10 protein-coding genes, 2 tRNA genes and 3 rRNA genes (1 of these 15 cut by a window edge) are annotated in these 16,382 nt (G+C 57.0%); 8 read left to right on the top strand and 7 right to left on the bottom strand.

Annotated features, from left to right (window positions below):
* From KZH41_RS01780 to rrf (KZH41_RS01800), 5 genes are all read left to right on the top strand, one after another.
* A tRNA-Ile gene (locus KZH41_RS01780) sits at positions 1 to 19 on the top strand (it extends 58 nt beyond the left edge of the window).
* 30 nt (positions 20 to 49) lie between these two features.
* Positions 50 to 125 (top strand) — tRNA-Ala (locus KZH41_RS01785).
* Positions 126 to 376: 251 nt separating this feature from the next.
* Positions 377 to 3,268: ribosomal RNA gene (locus KZH41_RS01790) — 23S ribosomal RNA — on the top strand.
* Between the two features lie 170 nt (positions 3,269 to 3,438).
* Positions 3,439 to 3,554, top strand: a 5S ribosomal RNA gene (gene rrf / locus KZH41_RS01795).
* A 109-nt stretch (positions 3,555 to 3,663) separates the two neighbouring features.
* Positions 3,664 to 3,779: ribosomal RNA gene (gene rrf, locus KZH41_RS01800) — 5S ribosomal RNA — on the top strand.
* Positions 3,780 to 3,835: 56 nt separating this feature from the next.
* On the opposite strand, the gene KZH41_RS01805 is transcribed toward rrf (KZH41_RS01800), so the two are convergent.
* On the bottom strand, positions 3,836 to 4,240 hold the full coding sequence (locus KZH41_RS01805) for a sigma factor (RefSeq protein ID WP_317988389.1): 405 nt from the start codon (positions 4,238 to 4,240) through the stop codon (positions 3,836 to 3,838).
* 166 nt (positions 4,241 to 4,406) lie between these two features.
* Between KZH41_RS01805 and KZH41_RS01810 the strand changes: the two genes are divergently transcribed.
* Positions 4,407 to 6,287, top strand: a complete 1,881-nt coding sequence (locus tag KZH41_RS01810; protein ID WP_094953160.1) for a methyl-accepting chemotaxis protein — start codon at positions 4,407 to 4,409, stop codon at positions 6,285 to 6,287.
* A gap of 39 nt (positions 6,288 to 6,326) precedes the next feature.
* Here KZH41_RS01810 and KZH41_RS01815 read toward each other — a convergent pair whose 3' ends face one another.
* From KZH41_RS01815 to KZH41_RS01835, 5 genes are all read right to left on the bottom strand, one after another.
* Positions 6,327 to 6,785, bottom strand: a complete 459-nt coding sequence (locus tag KZH41_RS01815; protein WP_094953158.1) for an SRPBCC family protein — start codon at positions 6,783 to 6,785, stop codon at positions 6,327 to 6,329.
* An 18-nt stretch (positions 6,786 to 6,803) separates the two neighbouring features.
* Positions 6,804 to 10,181 carry an amino acid adenylation domain-containing protein gene (locus tag KZH41_RS01820; RefSeq protein ID WP_263274266.1) on the bottom strand — a complete coding sequence of 1,126 codons (3,378 nt, stop codon included), beginning with the start codon at positions 10,179 to 10,181 and terminating at the stop codon, positions 6,804 to 6,806.
* On the bottom strand, positions 10,178 to 11,125 hold the full coding sequence (locus tag KZH41_RS01825; protein WP_263274267.1) for a diiron oxygenase: 948 nt from the start codon (positions 11,123 to 11,125) through the stop codon (positions 10,178 to 10,180). The genes KZH41_RS01820 and KZH41_RS01825 overlap by 4 nt, the downstream gene beginning before the upstream one ends.
* Entirely contained in the window at positions 11,122 to 11,880 is a 759-nt protein-coding gene (locus KZH41_RS01830; RefSeq protein ID WP_094953154.1) for a DUF3050 domain-containing protein, read from the bottom strand. The genes KZH41_RS01825 and KZH41_RS01830 overlap by 4 nt, the downstream gene beginning before the upstream one ends.
* 380 nt (positions 11,881 to 12,260) lie before the next feature.
* Entirely contained in the window at positions 12,261 to 12,971 is a 711-nt protein-coding gene (locus KZH41_RS01835; protein WP_094953152.1) for a GntR family transcriptional regulator, read from the bottom strand.
* A gap of 250 nt (positions 12,972 to 13,221) precedes the next feature.
* Here KZH41_RS01835 and lapG point away from each other — a divergent pair, with 250 nt between their 5' ends.
* The gene (lapG, locus tag KZH41_RS01840; protein ID WP_412548778.1) at positions 13,222 to 13,914 is read left to right on the top strand and encodes a cysteine protease LapG; all 693 of its coding nucleotides are present in this window, start codon (positions 13,222 to 13,224) and stop codon (positions 13,912 to 13,914) included.
* 14 nt (positions 13,915 to 13,928) lie between these two features.
* The gene (gene lapD, locus KZH41_RS01845; RefSeq protein WP_263274268.1) at positions 13,929 to 15,875 is read left to right on the top strand and encodes a cyclic di-GMP receptor LapD; all 1,947 of its coding nucleotides are present in this window, start codon (positions 13,929 to 13,931) and stop codon (positions 15,873 to 15,875) included.
* 153 nt (positions 15,876 to 16,028) lie between these two features.
* On the opposite strand, the gene KZH41_RS01850 is transcribed toward lapD, so the two are convergent.
* Positions 16,029 to 16,367 (bottom strand): tryptophan synthase subunit beta, encoded by a 339-nt coding sequence (locus KZH41_RS01850; RefSeq protein WP_094953149.1) that lies wholly within the window; start codon positions 16,365 to 16,367, stop codon positions 16,029 to 16,031.
* Positions 16,368 to 16,382 lie beyond the last annotated feature (15 nt).

The following is a 16,382-nucleotide window of genomic DNA, read 5'->3' on the forward strand; positions in this document are numbered from 1 at the left end:
AATCTGCCCAGACCCACCAATTTTGTGTGGGAAACGCCTGTAGAAATACGGGGCCATAGCTCAGCTGGGAGAGCGCCTGCCTTGCACGCAGGAGGTCAACGGTTCGATCCCGTTTGGCTCCACCACTACTGCTTCTGAAAGTTTTGAAAGCTTAGAAATGAGCATTCCATCGAGGTGATGGTGAATGTTGATTTCTAGTCTTTGATTAGATCGTTCTTTAAAAATTTGGGTATGTGATAGAAAGATAGACTGAACGTTACTTTCACTGGTAACGGATCAGGCTAAGGTAAAATTTGTGAGTTACTCGTAATTGAGTATTATCGAATTTTCGGCGAATGTTGTCTTCACAGTATAACCAGATTGCTTGGGGTTATATGGTCAAGTGAAGAAGCGCATACGGTGGATGCCTTGGCAGTCAGAGGCGATGAAAGACGTGGTAGCCTGCGAAAAGCTTCGGGGAGTCGGCAAACAGACTTTGATCCGGAGATGTCTGAATGGGGGAACCCAGCCATCATAAGATGGTTACCTTACACTGAATACATAGGTGTAAGGGGCGAACCAGGGGAACTGAAACATCTAAGTACCCTGAGGAAAAGAAATCAACCGAGATTCCCTTAGTAGTGGCGAGCGAACGGGGACTAGCCCTTAAGTGGCTTTGAGATTAGCGGAACGCTCTGGAAAGTGCGGCCATAGTGGGTGATAGCCCTGTACGCGAAAATCTCTTAGTCATGAAATCGAGTAGGACGGAGCACGAGAAACTTTGTCTGAATATGGGGGGACCATCCTCCAAGGCTAAATACTACTGACTGACCGATAGTGAACTAGTACCGTGAGGGAAAGGCGAAAAGAACCCCGGAGAGGGGAGTGAAATAGATCCTGAAACCGTATGCGTACAAGCAGTGGGAGCCCACTTTGTTGGGTGACTGCGTACCTTTTGTATAATGGGTCAGCGACTTATTTTCAGTGGCGAGCTTAACCGAATAGGGGAGGCGTAGCGAAAGCGAGTCTTAATAGGGCGTCTAGTCGCTGGGAATAGACCCGAAACCGGGCGATCTATCCATGGGCAGGTTGAAGGTTGGGTAACACTAACTGGAGGACCGAACCGACTACCGTTGAAAAGTTAGCGGATGACCTGTGGATCGGAGTGAAAGGCTAATCAAGCTCGGAGATAGCTGGTTCTCCTCGAAAGCTATTTAGGTAGCGCCTCATGTATCACTGTAGGGGGTAGAGCACTGTTTCGGCTAGGGGGTCATCCCGACTTACCAAACCGATGCAAACTCCGAATACCTACAAGTGCCGAGCATGGGAGACACACGGCGGGTGCTAACGTCCGTCGTGAAAAGGGAAACAACCCAGACCGTCAGCTAAGGTCCCAAAGTTATGGTTAAGTGGGAAACGATGTGGGAAGGCTTAGACAGCTAGGAGGTTGGCTTAGAAGCAGCCACCCTTTAAAGAAAGCGTAATAGCTCACTAGTCGAGTCGGCCTGCGCGGAAGATGTAACGGGGCTCAAACCATACACCGAAGCTACGGGTATCACTTAGGTGATGCGGTAGAGGAGCGTTCTGTAAGCCTGTGAAGGTGAGTTGAGAAGCTTGCTGGAGGTATCAGAAGTGCGAATGCTGACATGAGTAACGACAATGGGTGTGAAAAACACCCACGCCGAAAGACCAAGGTTTCCTGCGCAACGTTAATCGACGCAGGGTTAGTCGGTCCCTAAGGCGAGGCTGAAAAGCGTAGTCGATGGAAAACAGGTTAATATTCCTGTACTTCTGGTTATTGCGATGGAGGGACGGAGAAGGCTAGGCCAGCTTGGCGTTGGTTGTCCAAGTTTAAGGTGGTAGGCTGGAATCTTAGGTAAATCCGGGATTCTAAGGCCGAGAGCTGATGACGAGTTAACTTTTAGTTAACGAAGTGGTTGATGCCATGCTTCCAAGAAAAGCTTCTAAGCTTCAGGTAACCAGGAACCGTACCCCAAACCGACACAGGTGGTTGGGTAGAGAATACCAAGGCGCTTGAGAGAACTCGGGTGAAGGAACTAGGCAAAATGGCACCGTAACTTCGGGAGAAGGTGCGCCGGTGAGGGTGAAGGACTTGCTCCGTAAGCTCATGCCGGTCGAAGATACCAGGCCGCTGCGACTGTTTATTAAAAACACAGCACTCTGCAAACACGAAAGTGGACGTATAGGGTGTGACGCCTGCCCGGTGCCGGAAGGTTAATTGATGGGGTTAGCTAACGCGAAGCTCTTGATCGAAGCCCCGGTAAACGGCGGCCGTAACTATAACGGTCCTAAGGTAGCGAAATTCCTTGTCGGGTAAGTTCCGACCTGCACGAATGGCGTAACGATGGCGGCGCTGTCTCCACCCGAGACTCAGTGAAATTGAAATCGCTGTGAAGATGCAGTGTATCCGCGGCTAGACGGAAAGACCCCGTGAACCTTTACTATAGCTTTGCACTGGACTTTGAATTTGCTTGTGTAGGATAGGTGGGAGGCTTTGAAGCGTGGACGCCAGTTCGCGTGGAGCCAACCTTGAAATACCACCCTGGCAACTTTGAGGTTCTAACTCAGGTCCGTTATCCGGATCGAGGACAGTGTATGGTGGGTAGTTTGACTGGGGCGGTCTCCTCCTAAAGAGTAACGGAGGAGTACGAAGGTGCGCTCAGACCGGTCGGAAATCGGTCGTAGAGTATAAAGGCAAAAGCGCGCTTGACTGCGAGACAGACACGTCGAGCAGGTACGAAAGTAGGTCTTAGTGATCCGGTGGTTCTGTATGGAAGGGCCATCGCTCAACGGATAAAAGGTACTCCGGGGATAACAGGCTGATACCGCCCAAGAGTTCATATCGACGGCGGTGTTTGGCACCTCGATGTCGGCTCATCACATCCTGGGGCTGAAGCCGGTCCCAAGGGTATGGCTGTTCGCCATTTAAAGTGGTACGCGAGCTGGGTTTAGAACGTCGTGAGACAGTTCGGTCCCTATCTGCCGTGGACGTTTGAGATTTGAGAGGGGCTGCTCCTAGTACGAGAGGACCGGAGTGGACGAACCTCTGGTGTTCCGGTTGTCACGCCAGTGGCATTGCCGGGTAGCTATGTTCGGAATAGATAACCGCTGAAAGCATCTAAGCGGGAAACTAGCCTCAAGATGAGATCTCACTGGGACCTTGAGTCCCCTGAAGGGCCGTCGAAGACTACGACGTTGATAGGTTGGGTGTGTAAGCGCTGTGAGGCGTTGAGCTAACCAATACTAATTGCCCGTGAGGCTTGACCATATAACACCCAAGCAATTTGACTACTTCGGACTTGGAAACAAGTAGAGGCATCAGATTGCGGTGTGTGAAGACGATAGAACCGAAAGTTCGATCTCACAAAACACCGAAAGCTATCACATACCCAATTTGCTGAAGCGAGGCCATAAGGTCACGACTCAGTACCCGAATTTCTTGACGACCATAGAGCATTGGAACCACCTGATCCCATCCCGAACTCAGCAGTGAAACGATGCATCGCCGATGGTAGTGTGGGGTTTCCCCATGTGAGAGTAGGTCATCGTCAAGATTAAATTCCAGAACCCCTGTCTGCTAACGCAAACAGGGGTTTTGTTTATGTAGAAGTCCATGAATTTCACCAGCACGTTGCTCACGCAACGGTCTGGTACACAGAATTTCTTGACGACCATAGAGCATTGGAACCACCTGATCCCATCCCGAACTCAGCAGTGAAACGATGCATCGCCGATGGTAGTGTGGGGTTTCCCCATGTGAGAGTAGGTCATCGTCAAGATTGAATTCCGAAACCCCTGTCTGCTAACGCAGACAGGGGTTTTGTCGTTTAGAGGTTTAATAACTAGGAACCCTCGCGGCTGGAAACTTCCCGGCAAGTGAGCAGAATTGCACACTGCGCCGCTCGCTGGTGCCGGTCGCGAGGTCAGACGTCCAGCACTGCCAGCCGGTCAGGCGGGTGATGTCCTCCAGAAGCTCCAGTACCAACGCACGGGCTTCGGCGCTGTGTGCCAGCGCTTGCGGCAGATGGGCGATGGACTCGAGGTAAGCGCGCTCGATTTCTTCATGGCGCCAATGATCAACCACCAAGCCGCGAGCGATCGTGCGCAAAAAAGCCCGAGGCGCCTTGAGTTCAAAGCGTTCAGTCTTTTGCAGTAGCTGCACACAGGTGTCTTGCGCCAGGTCCGCCGCATCGGCGGCACTGCCCAGTGCGACTGTACCGCCTGTCGGTTTCCTACTCAAAATAAGGATGTATCTCACAAATTTCTAAGATTTTTCCTGAATTGGCCGAAAGACTGATGAGCCATGCGTGCACCGAAATAGAGCGGTCGCAGAGTTCGCCTATCCCGTTAGATGAAATGTTCCACTCGGCACGCTCATCCCCCTTTGGCAAAAAGAAGTCGATGAAATGAATCTCAAGTTCAGTCATAAAATTCTGTTGGCCGCGTCAGGCGTCGTGGTTCTCGCTTTCGCGTTATTCACGTTCTACAACGACTACCTGCAGCGCAGCACCATCAAGCAAAACCTGGAGTCGTCTATCCAGCAATCGGGTGAACTCACCGCCAGCAGTGTGCAGAACTGGCTGAGTGGCCGGATTCTGGTCCTCGAAAACCTGGCGCAAAACGTTGCGCATCAGGGCAGTGCTGCCGACCTTCCAGGCCTGGTCGACCAGCCTGCATTCACCTCGAATTTCCAGTTCACTTATGTCGGTCAAACCAACGGCGTGTTCACCCAACGCCCTGACGCCAAGATGTCCGACGATTACGACCCTCGTCAGCGTCCCTGGTACAAACAAGCGGTGGCCGCCGATAAAACCATGCTCACCCCGCCCTACATGGCAGCTGTGGGCGGGCAGATCGTGACCATCGCTCTGCCGGTCAAAAAGAACGGCGAACTGCTGGGTGTGGTCGGCGGCGACCTGAGCTTGCAAACCCTGGTGAAGATCATCAATTCGGTAGACTTCGGCGGCATGGGCCATGCGTTTCTGGTCAGCGCCGATGGCCAGGTCATCGTCAGTCCTGACCAGGCCCAGGTGATGAAAAACCTCAAGGACATCTACCCTGGCGCTAATCTGCGCATCGAGAAGGTCAGCCAGGACGTTGTCCTCAATGGCAAGGACCGTATCCTTTCGTTCACCCCGATCAGTGGTTTGCCCGGTGCAGACTGGTACATCGGTCTGTCGATCGATAAAGACAAAGCCTACGCACCACTGGGCAAGTTCCGTACTTCTGCGCTGATCGCCATGTTAATCGCGGTCGTCGCCATTGCGGTGCTCTTGAGCCTGTTGATTCAAGTGCTGCTACGCCCCCTGACCACCATGGGTGTTGCCATGCAGGACATCGCCCAGGGTGAGGGCGATTTGACTCGCCGCCTGGACGTGACCACTAAGGACGAGTTTGGCGAGGTTGGCAGTGCTTTCAACCAGTTCGTCGAGCGTATTCACGCGTCCATCTCGGAAGTGTCTTCGGCAACGCGTCAGGTACACGACCTGTCCCAGCGCGTGATGGCTTCGTCCAACGCTTCGATCATCGGTTCGGACGAGCAAAGTGCGCGGACCAATAGCGTGGCCGCGGCGATCAACGAATTGGGCGCCGCCACCCAGGAAATCGCGCGTAACGCCGCCGATGCTTCGCAGCACGCCAGTGGTGCCAGTGAACAGGCAGACGACGGTCGCAAGGTGGTAGAGAAAACCATCCTGGCGATGTCGGAGCTGTCGCAAAAAATTAGCCTGTCCTGCACCCAGATCGAAACCCTGAACGCCAGCACCGACAACATCGGCCACATCCTTGATGTGATCAAAGGCATCTCCCAGCAAACCAACCTGTTGGCGCTCAATGCCGCGATCGAGGCCGCGCGTGCCGGGGAAGCCGGGCGCGGGTTTGCCGTGGTTGCCGATGAAGTGCGTAACTTGGCGCACCGTACCCAGGAATCCGCCGAAGAGATCCATAAGATGATCACTTCGCTGCAAGTGGGTTCGCGTGAAGCGGTGACCACCATGAACGCCAGCCAGACCTCCAGCGAAGAAAGCGTGGAAGTGGCCAACCAGGCCGGTGAGCGCCTGGTCAGCGTGACTCAGCGAATCGTCGAGATCGATGGCATGAACCAATCGGTTGCTGCCGCCACCGAAGAGCAGACCGCTGTGGTTGAAACCCTCAACGTCGACATCAACCAGATCAACCTGCTGAACCAGCAGGGCGTGGCTAACCTCAACGAAACGCTCAAGGACTGCGATGCACTGTCCCAGCAGGCCAGCCGTCTGAAGCAATTGGTCGACAGCTTCAAAATCTGACCCTGTTTATGCAGGAGCGAGGCCTCTCGCTCCTGCTGATCAGCCGAGCATCTGGCGCACGTTCTGCAGTGCGCTGTCGGCGAACGCCTGCACAAACTGTTCAAACTCTGCCTGCGCAGTTTCCAGTGGCTCGCCCACCAGGGTCCAGGTCGCCCTGGAGCACCCCTCGCCAAGCCCTTCCACGCGCATTGCAGCCCACAACCGCGCGACGCCCAACGTGTTGTAGATTGTGGTCCATGTCATGCACATGGCCTCGTCGTCCCTGCTGTTGAGTTGCTCTACAACGCAATGGCCATCGTGGAAAAATTTCGTGCGCAATGCGCCTACACCTGTCCCCGTCATGTCGATGTGCGAAAGGGCGGGAATGAAGGCATCAAAGCCTGCAAAGTTGCCTACCACGTTCCACAGGCGAGCGGCTTCGCACGGGACTTCGACAGACGCCACCAACGGTGCGGCATTCGGGTTGCGGATCAATGTATCCGGTTGCAGCGGTTTCATAAGCGTGTCCTTTAGCGGTCAGAGAAAGCCAATGGCCCTGAGGTGGTCGCAGCCCTTACGCAACAGCGCCGGGTCCTTTTGTGGGTAGTGCTCGCCCATGGCTTCAACACCCTGGCGTGCGTTGTCGTGACAGATCATCGAGATGTCGCTGATGTCTTCTGAAAGGTCATCCAGGTAGAAACCCAGCACGCCAAACAGCGCGTTCTCGCAGCCCACCGTACGCAACGCTCTTTGCCAATGCGCAACACTCACCCGTTCGAAAGGGTGGCCCGCCTGGCTGAATGCATCAAGGTAGTGATCCCAGCTCAAGGGCTGTGGGTTGTGCAGGTTGAAGACGTTGCGCCTGGCAGAAAATTGGCTGCAATGGAACGCAACGAAACGGGCAAAGAAGTCCACCGGCATCAGGTCGAAATTCACCTCAAGGCGGGGCGCCAGGCCCAGCTGCAACGACCCCTTGAGCATCAGCATCAAGCGGTTGTTTTGCGGCTGGCAAACACCGCTGCGGCTGTTGAAGGCGATATTGCCCGGGCGATAGATATTGACCCAGGCACCTTGCTCGGCCGCTCGTCCCAACAGCCGTTCGGCCACCCACTTGGAGAGGTTGTAGCCGTTCTTCAGATAGAGCGGCAACGTCGCCACTGCAAGTGTTTCAAGGATGTTCCCCTGAGCGTCGACGCTGCTGCAGGCCGACAGTGTGGAGATGAAATTGAAGACCTTCTTGCACTGGGTTTCACACAGGCGCAGGCACTCCAGCACCGGTTCGACGTTGTCCCTGGCGAGTGAGGCGTAGTCCATCACATGATTGACCCTTGCTGCGTTGTGCACCAACACGCCATAAGTACTGGCGAGGTGTTCATACACGTCGCTGGCCAGGCCCAGCCGGGGCAGGCTGATATCGGCGGCATGGACCTGCACGCGGCTCAGGTCCAGATGGTCCAGGCGATACTCGCGCAATGCCTCGGCAAACCGCGCCGCCGCCGAGCGCCCCGGCTGTTCTCGCACCAGGCAGGCCACCTCTTGCGCACCGCCCGCCAACAACGCTTCGACTAGGTGCACCCCGACAAAACTGTTGGCGCCTGTGACGATCACCTTGCGCGGATCACCGGCGCGGTCCTCATGCAGCATGTGTAGATTCAGCGCTTGCGATGCGTCTTTGTGCACTTGGCCTGACGGTGCATTGGGCAGTTCACCGTCCTCCATCAGCACGGCGAGCGTACGAATCGTCGGCGCCTCAAAGAAACGGCTCAATGACAGGCTGCGGCCAAACTCATCGCGCAGACGCAGCAACAACGTCGACAGCAGGATGGAATGGCCGCCCAAGTTGAAAAAGCTGTCATCGATGCCAAGAGCATCGCCAGGTACCGACAGCAACTCGCTCCACAGCGCCGTCAGACGCGTTTGCAGAGGCGTTTGTGCTGCGTGACGGGCAGTGTGGGGCGTGGGGTGCATTGGCATCGCCAGCAGTGCCTGGCGGTCGATCTTGTCGTGGCAGGTGCGCGGCATTATTGGCACCTCAGTCCACACTTCGGGGTGCATATAAGCCGGTAGCCATTGCTGCGCATGTCGCTTCAAGCCTGCGAGCGTGGCGCCGGGCTCGGGCTGGGCGGCAAAACTGAAAATCCGGCGATCACCATCAATCACCACGGCCACTTGGCGAAACAACCGGCTGCTGCGCAGGCACTCTTCGATTTCTTGAGGCTCGACCCGAAAACCACGGATCTTCACTTGGTCATCCCGTCGACCGCCCAGCTCTATACCGTCTTGCGTCCATTTCGCCAGGTCGCCGCTGCGGTAAGCCTGCAGCATCTGGCCATCCGGCAGTGTCAGCTCAACGAACGGGTTGTCCACCCGTTGCGGTGCGCTCACATACCCCAGGCTCACTCCAGGGCCGACGATGTATAGGTCGCCCATCACCTGCTCATCCACCGGTTGCAGGTGGTCGTCGAGGATCAGCACCCGGCTGTTGGCAATCGGATGGCCTACGTTGCGATGGCTGTCGCCGGCCTGAAACATGCGGTGGGTGGCTAACACCGTCGTCTCGGTAGGGCCGTAGAGGTTGTGCAATCGGCACTGGCCCGCCAACCTTTCGATCACGTGCGGCTCGCAGGTATCACCGCCGGTCAACAGGTGGGTCAGGCCCAACGGCTGATCCAGTGGCAGGATGCTCAAAAGTGCCGGTGGCAAAAACGCGTGGCTGATGTTCTTTTGGCGAATCAGCTCGACCAACTGCTGAGGGTCGTGCCTCTGGCCCTCGCTGGGCACGATCAACTCGGCACCGGCGATCAGGGCAGGGAAGATATCGATCAGCGATGAGTCGAAACTGAGCGGCGAAAATTGCAGCACACGGCTCTGCTCATTCAGCGCCACACAGGCCCCAAGCCAGGCGGTGAAATGCGCAAGGTTGCCTTGGCTGAGCAGCACGCCTTTAGGCTGGCCGGTGGTGCCGGAGGTGAAAAGCACGATGCAGGGTGCTTCGCCGCTGGCGCGATGGTGCGCCAAAGGCTGCGTGGTGTCAGTGTGCGTCGGGTCGAGTTGGCACACATTCAGGCTAACGAACTGGTCGCGCAAAGGGTGCTGGCCATCATCCAACAGCACGCTCGCCCGAGTACTTTGCAGCATCGTTTGCTGGCGCTGTGGCGGATGCTCCGGTGCCAGTGGCAGGTACACCGCGCCGCAACCCAACACCGCGAGAATGCTGGCGTACAACTCGGTGGACTTGCCCAGGCAAACGCCGACCACTGCTGGCGCCTCAATGCCTTCCAGCAGGGGGCGCAGGCGTTGCTGGATCGATAGGGCCCGTATCCGTAATTGCTGGTAGGTCACCACACTGCCGGCGATGTTCAGCGCCGGGCGTTCGGCGAATGTGTGCAGGCTTGCCTGTAGCCGTTCGATGATGGGCGCCTGGGCTGCTTGCAATAATGCCGGCTGCGCTGTGCGATTGAATCGATGCACAAACGCCAGCGCGTCCAGCGTTTGCAGGCCTTGCTCGGGCCAGGCGTTAACGGTGGTGGTTGCGGCGAAGAAGCCCACGTCCCTCGAGAAACCGCTGACCAGCGAGGCCACCCATTCCACCAGCGCGTTCGTCGCGTGCCGGCGTAGTTGCTGGCCGTTGCCGCTGGGTTCGTCGGCAAGGTCCTGTACCGCCAATACGCGTTGGTCATGGTCATAGCAGCGCAACTGCAGCGCGGGAAGCCCATGTTCGAACACCGGGCCGACACCCAGGCGCAGGCTTATCCATTGGGCGTTGTCGGAATGAGTCAGCGGTGGTTGGCTGCCATCTTCAATAACGATGTCGAGGGATTCTGTTGCGCTGACGTGCCCGTATTGCTCCAGCGTCTGCCTGAGCGCTTGCAAGGCATTGCTGCTGCCGTTCCAACCAATCTTCAAGCGCCTCATGCCGGCCTCCCCGGTTCGGGCAGGTAGTCGCTCAGGGCCAGGGCGACGCTCGGTGTGTGCAGCACGCCGCTCTGATGCAGGAACCCCATGATGTTGCCGAGCAGTGGGTGCTGGCGGGTGATGGGAAAGTCCAGCGCTGCGACTTCGCCCTGTAGCGCGTGGCGAACATCGGCGCTGACGTCCAGGTGTTCGATCAGGTGTAAATCAAAGCCTTTTTGCAGATCGTTGGTCAGGTAATGCGCCAAAAAGGTCGGCAGGGTAACAGCGATACTGTCGCGGTCGGCCGTGCTTGCCGCTTGCCAGTAGAGACGCACCAGTTGCGTCCAGAATTGCGCATGGCGCCCTTCATCAAACAAGTGATCGGCCATCAAGCCACGGATGGAAGGCTTGACGCTGTCGTCCTTGGAAAACGCCGCTACGTCATGGGTGACGGTGTTTTCGGCGATGGCCACGCCAATCAATTCCACGGCATCGCGCAGGTGTGCCGGTGCCATCGCCTGCGCTGCCGGCAGGGCATGGCTCAGTTCGATTTGCCCAGGCAGGTCGAGGGGCTGTATGCCGGTCATTTCCACGGTCTGTTGCAGGAAGTCCAGCGCGACCAGCGCGTGGTAGTCCTCATCCACCACGACGGTCATCGCGTCCACGCGACAGGCGAGGGGGAAGGGCAGCGAAAAGTGGCTCTTGGCAATGTTGCGGGCGGTCTTGCCGACGATCTCGGTTTCGAAGATCACCACATCGTTGATGAATTTGTAGAAGCTTTGCGCCAACACAAAGTCGCGGTACTGCGGGCAGTGCTCCAGAAAGGTTGCACTCAGCACCAGTGGTTGGCGGCACAGCGGATAGATCAACCTGTCATCGTTTTCCAGCAGGCGCCGAGGGCGTGTGCGGATCGTTGCACGGCGTTCCCAGTCTTCGGCAAAGGAGCGGTAGTCGACGGCGGTCATGGTTGCACCTCTTGAAGCGAGGCGCGCACGGCGTCCCAGAAGCTGAGGCGGTTTTGCACGGCGGCGAGGGCGGTGTCATCGGCCTGGCGTTGTCGGGCAGTGTCTGTCCCGATCAGGCGTTGGAGTAATTGCTGCGCCGCTGGCCCATGGTCTTGAGCGTCCAGCTCGATGTGGCGGCTGAGGTAATAGTTCAGGGTGGGTGCTTGACGAACAATGCATGGATTACTGTGCAGAATACGTTCGAACATCAACGGGATGACACTCTCGCGGCCGTGCAGGAAGGCCGCCGCCACGCAGTGGGTAGGTGCGTTTAACGCGATGTCCAGCGTGCTGTCGACAAAGCCGGCCACGCCGGGAAGCACCTCAAGCATGTGTAAGGCTGCACTTGCTTCCACGCCCTGGCGCTGCAATTCAATGAAGCGCTGGATGCTAGTGGTGTCGGCCCCTACCTCCACCATGGCTTCCAGATACAGTTCGAAGTGGCTGCAATGGCCATGTGTTGGGTGTTCGTCCGACTCCTCTCCAAGCACGATTTCATTGATCAGGCGGGCGGCTTTCGGGTCGGCGGGCGGAAGCCAGGGTAAATGCGTGCAGGTCAAGTCCTGCTGCAGGCGTTTGGTCAAGGTCATGAAGTCCCAAACGGCAAATACATGGTGCTCCATAAAAACGTGTAACTTGTTGACTGAAGTTATTTCTATAAATAACGGATGGCTGCATAACTGCAGTTTTTTTTGTTTAAGTAAGTGTTGGTGCATGGTTGACGCCTAATAAGTTGTTGCGACTGCTCTGAAAACAGTAATGGGTTTTTAATTAACAACGTAAAGATGGCATTTAGCCGTGCCACGCGCGCAGCGCTAACCGCACATAGGGTTGTGCTGCCGAGCGAAATGTTTGTTTTATTGGCGAGAGATAATAGTCTGGTTAAACGTTTTGAGGATCTTATGAATGTGTTAGATGTTTTTTCGAGAAATATCTTGTTGTGGGTAAGTTGCCTGGATAGTTGTTTGAAGTTTCCTCGAAGTGAGCCGTCTTATTTAAATCGAATCGTTCTGGCGCTGGCGTATCAGTGCGGGCCCCTCGCCGAGAGGTAGGGAGCCCCACACCGTAGAGGCGTCAAGGAACAGAGCCGTAAACCTTACTGCGCGCCTTTCTTTGCGCAGGCTTCAAGACCATTGAGGTAGGTGGTGATTACCTCCATCCCTCGCATCAAGTGGTTGCGTAGCGTCAGGATGCTCTCGTCGACTTTCTTCTGCGCCACCAGGCTCAGCAGTTCTCGGTGATCTTCCTGGGACGTCTCGCCCAGGCCCATCGCCTCAAGGTTGAAGCGCAGAAAGCGTTCCTCCTCATTCAAACCGTGTTCAACCAGTTTGAGCAGCCGCTGGTTAGGTGCCTTGCCATACAACACCATGTGGAACAGGCGGTTGAGACGGCCAATCTCGGTGTAGTCTTTCTCCTGCTCCAACGCATTGATGTAGGCATCGGCTTCAGCGATGTCGGCGTCGGTGAGAAACGGAGTCGAGAGGCGCAACGCTTCGGATTCAAGCAGCATGCGCAGTTCATAGGTCTCAGCCGAATTGTCTTCGATCAACGGTGCAACCACGGCGCCCTTATGGGTCACCACATGCAGCAAGGATTGAGCTTCCAGTTGGCGTAAAGCCTCGCGCACGGGCATACGGCTAACGCCGAACAGGCTAGCCAGCTCTTGCTGACGCATCGCGGTGCCACACGGCAATCGACCATCGAGAATGGCATTACGCAGTGTTTCTTCAATAACGGCGCGAGCAAGATGGGCGGGAATAGGCCCGCTGATTTTGATGCTGCTTAAAGGGTTCGGCTTCTGCGTCACGGTTACGCTATCCTCCTTTCTTGAGTGGAGTGTGTTTAATTGGATCCAATGCACACTAGAGACGGGCCGCGCGCTTGTCAAACAACCAAAGTTTCCGTTTGTAAGGGCTTACGGGGCGTACTTTGTGCATCCCACAGGGGGCGGTTATAAACTCGCCCGACCGATGGATGATTGCACTGTGCCATTGTTTTTTGCCAGTCGAAGCATCACCATCCTTTGAAATTCCGTCTCTCTTCATGGACTGAACGCCTTGGCGGTAAGTTTTATTCCCTCTCGAATCTTTAGCTGGCTGTTTTCAGCGATTGTGTTGGCCGGCCTTATGCTCGGCGGGCTGCATGCTGATTGGGATTTTTCCCAGATCAGCCGCAAGGCCACGGCCTTGTACGGGCCGCTGGGGGAGGGCCAGCAGCGTATCGACGCCTGGCAGCGGTTGCTGGCGACCCAAAAGCAGGTCGACGAGCAGGAGCAGCTCAAGGTGGTCAACCTGTTCTTCAACAAGCAAATGTCTTACGTGGAAGACACCGACCTCTGGCACGTGGTCGACTACTGGGAGACGTCCATCGAAGCACTCTGGAAGGGGGCTGGCGACTGCGAGGACTACGCGATCGCCAAGTATTTCAGTTTGCGTCATTTGGGCGTCTCCAGCGACAAATTGCGCATTACCTACGTCAAGGCCTTGCGTCAGAATCGCGCTCACATGGTCCTGACGTATTATTCGACCCCAGACGCGATCCCGCTGGTGCTCGACAGCCTGATGGACGAAATCTTGCCGGCCACCCGCCGTACCGACCTGATTCCGGTGTACTCATTCAACGCCGAAGGTTTGTACTTGCCCGGCGCCAAGGGCAACAAGAAAGTCGGTGACACTAAACGCTTGTCGCGCTGGCAGGATGTGTTGAAAAAAATGCGTGCGGAAGGCTTCCCAGCCGAGCCTGCCAACTAGGAGTAACTGATCGGATGTCTCTGTTCAAACAACTATTGATCGCAATCTGTCTGTTCCTGGTGATCGCCTTCAGCGGCAGCTTCATGGTCAGCCTGGAAAGCTCGCGCACGCAATACGTCAACCAGCTGCGCTCGCATGCACAGGACGCGGCGACGGCGCTGGCATTGTCGCTGACGCCCAATATCGACGACCCGGCGATGGTCGAGTTACTGGTCAGCTCGATCTTCGACAGCGGCTATTACGCCAGCATTCGCGTGGTGGATCTGGCCACTGACAAAACCATCGTCGAGCGCAGCGGTATCCCCGACAACAACGGTGTGCCCAACTGGTTCGTGAAATTGATCGGCCTGGAGCCGGCCGGTGGTGATGCGCTGGTCAACCGCGGCTGGGAACAGGCGGCACGTGTAGAAGTGGTCAGCCACCCGATGTTCGCCCTGGCCAAGCTTTGGCAAAGCGCCTTGGGCAGCCTCGGCTGGCTGTTGCTGTGCGGTGCGGTGAGTGCGGTGCTGGGCGCGTTGCTGCTGCGTCGGCAACTGAAACCGTTGGACTACATGGTCAAGCAATCCCACGCCATTGCGCGCCGCGAGTTCCTCAGCGTGCCCGACCTGCCACGTACGCCGGAGCTGCGCCGTGTGGTGCAGGCCATGAACCAGATGGTAGAGAAGCTCAAGGCGCTGTTCCAGGAGCAGGCCGAGCGCAGTGAAAAACTGCGCAACGAATCCTATCAGGACAACCTCACGGGCCTCGCCAACCGCCGTTATTTCGAGATGCAGCTCAACGCCCGGGTGAGTAACCCGGAAGACACCAACTCCGGCTACCTGCTGCTATTGCGGGTCAAGGACCTGGCCGGTCTTAACCAGCGCCTGGGTGGTCAGCGCACCGACCAGTTGCTGCAAGCGGTCGGTGAACAACTGCTGCGCGAGTGCGAGCCGTACCCCGAAACCCACAACCTCGTCACCCGTATCCGCGGCGGTGAATTCGCGGTGCTGGCGCCCGGGCTGGTGCGCGATGAAGCGCTGCAATTGGCGCAGAACCTTGAAAGCACCTTACTCAGCCTGCAAGCCACCGGTGCCAGTGATGTGACGCCGGTCGCCTATATCGGCCTGGCGCCGTTCAGCCATGGCGATTCCCCCCAGGCGCTGTTGACCTTGGCTGACCAAGCCCTGGCCCAGGCCGAAGGGCAGGGCGACACCAGTTGGGTGTGCCTCGACCACAGTGCCGCCGCCAGCGTCGGTGATGATCACCATGCCTGGCACACCCTGCTTGACCAGGCCCTGACTCAGCAACGTTTCAAGCTGTACTTCCAGCCGGTCGTCGCCAGCCAGGACCCGCAGCTGGTCCTGCACTACAAAGTGCTGTCGCGTTTGCAGGATGAAGACGGCCAGACCATACCCGCCGGGCGTTTCCTGCCGTGGCTTGAGCGCTTCGGCTGGACCGCGCGCCTGGACCGCCTGATGCTGGAGCAAGTGCTCAAGCAGATGGCCGGCCACAGCCATAGCCTGGCGCTGAACCTCTCGGCGGCGACCTTGCAGGACGCCCAGGCGTTGAATCGGATTTTTGAGCTGCTACGCCAGCACAGCAACCTGGGCTCGCGCCTGACCCTGGAAATTGGCGAAGAACAATTGCCTGAGCAGGCGCTGCTGGAACAGTTAACCAAGCGCCTACGCGAGCTGGGCTTCTCCCTAAGCCTGCAGCGTTTTGGTGGGCGCTTCAGCATGATCGGCAACCTGGCGCGCCTGGGCCTGGCTTACTTGAAGATCGACGGCAGCTACATCCGCGCCATCGACCAGGAAAGCGACAAGCGCCTGTTTATCGAAGCGATCCAACGCGCGGCCCACAGTATCGACTTGCCATTGATTGCCGAGCGCGTGGAAACCGAGGGTGAGCTGAAGGTGATTCGCGAGATGGGGATTTTCGGCGTGCAGGGCCAGTTGTTTGGTGAACCCGCGCCCTGGAAATAATGCCAATCCAATGTGGGAGCGGGCTTATGTGGGCGCTGGCTTGCCTGCGATAGCATCACCTCGGGCTGCCTGATACACCGAGGTGCCTGCATCGCAGGCAAGCCAGCTCCCACAAAAGCCTGCCCACATTTAGATTCGGTTTGCCTGCCGAAATCAGATCAGCCCGGTCTCTTCATCATTGATCAAATGGCTCAACCCGCCCAACGCTTCCCGCGCGTGGTTACGGTCCATCAGCTTGGCCTGCGCCGCCGGCGGCAGGTCCGTCACGTTGATCACGCCCTTTTGGGTCAGTACCTGAATCAAGTCGTCCAGCACCCGGATCATCTCCAGGTCACTTTGCTTGAGCTGTGCCAGGCTGGTTTCCACCGCTTCGTTGGCGTACCAAGCCTGAATCTCAAGGTGATCGGCCGGCAGGGTTTCGGTTGACTCGGCAAAGGCGGCGGCCTCCACGCGACTCAGTGCACCCTGTGCATCACGTTGCACGTAAAACATAAGAAACCCTCGAAA

The sequence above is a fragment of the Pseudomonas sp. YeP6b genome, assembly GCF_025642995.1.
GTDB lineage: Bacteria > Pseudomonadota > Gammaproteobacteria > Pseudomonadales > Pseudomonadaceae > Aquipseudomonas.